General features: G+C 44.4%; 2 protein-coding genes. Both read right to left on the reverse strand.

Features of this window, described 5'->3' with window-relative positions; all coding sequences use genetic code 11:
- Window positions 1-14: 14 nt before the first annotated feature.
- Window positions 15-2243, reverse strand: a complete 2229-nt coding sequence (locus KGY70_19590; protein MBS3777407.1) for a glycosyltransferase family 4 protein — start codon at window positions 2241-2243, stop codon at window positions 15-17.
- A gap of 242 nt (window positions 2244-2485) precedes the next feature.
- Window positions 2486-3241 carry an ATP-binding cassette domain-containing protein gene (locus tag KGY70_19595; protein MBS3777408.1) on the reverse strand — a complete coding sequence of 252 codons (756 nt, stop codon included), beginning with the start codon at window positions 3239-3241 and terminating at the stop codon, window positions 2486-2488.
- Window positions 3242-3261: the final 20 nt, after the last annotated feature.

The following is a 3261-nucleotide window of genomic DNA, read 5'->3' on the forward strand; positions in this document are numbered from 1 at the left end:
AATGCTGCAGACATCTATTTCTCATATTCTTCGAATGCTTGCAAAACGATCAGGTGCGAGATCAGATAAGCCAGGGAGCTCTCTGCGCCCTGGTTTTGATTGACCCCGTGTTTTTCAAACCCATCATAACAACCCTTCGTTTCAAAATCGAACAGGTTCGTGTGGATGTCATTTTCGCCCAGGAACCACATAAAACTGGTAAATAAATTGGAGAGGTATTTTTTATCTCCGGTCAGGTGAAATGCCTGGTGGAACATCAAAATCATGGCAAGGGCATCTATAGGCTGCTGAGCAAAAATGGAGCGTTCGCCTCCTTTTTTGTACCACTTTTCATTTCCAATGATGGAGAGATAACCATTTTTAAGTGTTATTTCCGTTAGAAAATCCATTGCTTCCATGGCGACCTCCATGATCTGATCATCTTTAAGTATCTCCGCTGCATGTAAAAGGGCCAGGGGTAATATTCCGTTATCATAGGCCAGAAGGCTTTCAAACCATTTCCAGTCAGGAGCGGAATTTTCATAGAAATGGCGGATCAATTTATCGCTGAGATTTTTTAATGTCCCGCTCATCTGGTCATCATCGGGATTGCTCTTCAGGTAATAACAGATACCTGTCATTGTATTGGCGATACCTCTGATGGATTGGATCTTTTCGAAATTTGGTGAGGCATCGGAGAAAATCAGTTTTCCGGTTTGGTAATAGGCGTTGTTCGGAGCGTTGCCAAGCAGATACCCAAGGGCCCATATGGTTCTTCCAAATGAATCTTCCGAACCTGTTTCATCGAGAAATTGCCGGCTGAAACTGAGGAAGTTTCTGAACAACCCGTCTTCTCTTTGCATATAGTGGATATAACTCAAATAAATGGGAGCCAGCTCCAGGGCGAGGGGTTCTTTTTTCTGCCTGTAGGTCATGAGCACCATAAGTAAGGCCCTGGCGTTATCATCCAGGCAGTATCCTTCTTTCAGGTTGGGGATGCCATATTTTGCATGCTGGATGATCCCTGTGTCATCTGTTAAATGTTTGATGTGCAGAAGAGAAAAAGGTGGAAGCATTTGTGGGTCGATGGTCGTTTCTTTCACCGGCTTAACTTTGGGTCTGCCGGCAAGAATTTTTTTGGCGAGGGCCATGTGTTTGGCTCCCGACTTGGGCCAGGTGATGCTTCTGCCATAATGATATGCTATTTTTCGCAGTTTTTTCAGCTCTTCAGGCTTATCAAGCAGGGCCATAATAATCCTGGATAGTTCATCGGAGTCATGAAAGTTAAAAATTCTGCCCCTCCCTTCAGCCAATAGCTCCGAGGCATGCCAGTATGGCGTTGAGATAACAGCTGTACCTGCTCCTATGGCATATGCAAGTGTTCCACTGGTTATTTGAGCTTCATTGAGATAAGGGGTTACATAGATGTCTGAGGCGGACAGATATCTGAACAATTCTTTCTGATCGACATATTCATTAAGGAAAAGAACGTGTTTGCTTAGGTTAAGGGAGTTAACCAGCCGCTGCAGGTAATTGCGGTATTCTTCGCCGTTTTCGCGCAGAACATGCGGATGGGTTTTGCCCAGGATCATATATAAAATATCGGGATGCTTTTCAACAGCTTTCGGCAAGGCTTTAATTGCTGTTTCAATTCCCTTGTTCCGGCTGAGGAAGCCAAAAGTAAGCAGGAGTTTTCTGTTTTCAAGGTTGAACTCTTTTTTGGATTCATGCTGGTCATAATGAATGTCGGGCACTCCATGTTCAATGTATTCAATTTTTCTATGATCCACCTGATAAATGGTTGTGAGAAATTTAATGGCTTTATGGCTCATCACCACAACCTTATCAGCTATTTGGCATATTTCCTGCAATACTTGTTTTTGATTGGCTGAAGGTGTTTTAAGGATGGTATGCAGGGTAACGATGAGTGGTATTTCAAGCCGGTAAAGCAGGGGGAGTATATATAAACCATCCTGGCCCCCGTAGATACCAAATTCATGTTCCAGAATACAAATATCCGCACCGCTTATATTAATAAATTTAACCGCCTTCATATAATCCCGCTGATGTTCCTGGCGGATAGATAATTTCACTTCTTCGGGATAATCATAGGTTTGGTCATGGTCGTCCATGGCTACAATAAATCCTTCAGCTGAACCATTTTCTGTGGTTTGGTTCATTACCATAGACTCATGGAGGTTTTGGGTAAAAGTTCCTATGCCACATTCCCTTGGGGGATATGTTCCGATATATGCAATTTTCATATTATAAAGATACAGCTAATAATTGGTTTTTTAACTTCCCTTCCCATTGAAGCGGTTCGAAGAAAAAGCGCTTTACTTAGGTATAATTTGGGTATCACTCACTAAGAGAGGGGCATGACAAAAAAATAATTTGTCCGTTGATTTCCTTTTTGTTATCTCATAGGGTGAATTTTTATCATCACGGGGTGTTTCTGAAAATATCCACAGAGAGAAAGGCACTATCCAACCGGATGGTTATTTGCTTATACAGGAGGAAGGGATCTTCCTTTCTCAAAGAAGCTATGGACCTGTTTTATATTACTTTCCAGGGCCTCTTTTAGTTGCCCCTGAAAGATGATCTTCCCTGCGTCAATAAATACGATGCGGTCGGCAATCCTGAGTATGCTGGATACCTCATGGGTGATGATCACCACCGACATACCCATCTGGTCCCGGAGGTTCAATATCAGTTCATCCAGGGTAGACAGGGAGATGGGATCCAGGCCGGCTCCCGGCTCGTCACAAAACAACAGGGGAGGATCCATCACGATGGCCCGGGCCAGGGCAGCTCTTTTCAGCATGCCGCCGCTCAACTGGGAAGGGTAAAGGTGATAGGCACCCGGAAGGTTGACCAGCTGCAGCTTGCTCCAAACAATACGGGCAATCAGCTCATCGCTCAGGTTGGTATGCTGCTCCAGGGGCAGGGCAATGTTCTCTCCAACAGTCAGGGAGTTCAACAGCCCACCGTTTTGATAGAACACCCCCATCTGAAGGTACAATTGCTTTTGCTGTTTCTCATCCAACTCCATCATGTTTTGGCCGAGAATATGAACCGATCCTTTCCGGCCTTCATAGAGTCCAAGCATATGTTTGAGAAGCACCGATTTGCCGGCTCCACTGCCGCCCAGAACAACGGTGATGTCTTTCTCCCGGGCCTCAAAGGAGACATCGGATAATATTTCCTTCTCGCCGAATGAGGCGGATAATTCACTTACCTCTATGATTTTTCTGGATGCCATACGTCGTTTTTAATAAAACA

This window comes from Bacteroidales bacterium, from assembly GCA_018334875.1.
Lineage (GTDB): Bacteria > Bacteroidota > Bacteroidia > Bacteroidales > UBA12077 > JAGXLC01.

What these genes read in the sequence shown, in the direction of transcription:
- KGY70_19590 (MBS3777407.1), bottom strand. Translation starts at nt 2,243, where the DNA reads ATGAAAATTGCATATATCGGAACATATCCCCCAAGGGAATGTGGCATA.
- KGY70_19595 (MBS3777408.1), bottom strand. Translation starts at nt 3,241, where the DNA reads ATGGCATCCAGAAAAATCATAGAGGTAAGTGAATTATCCGCCTCATTC.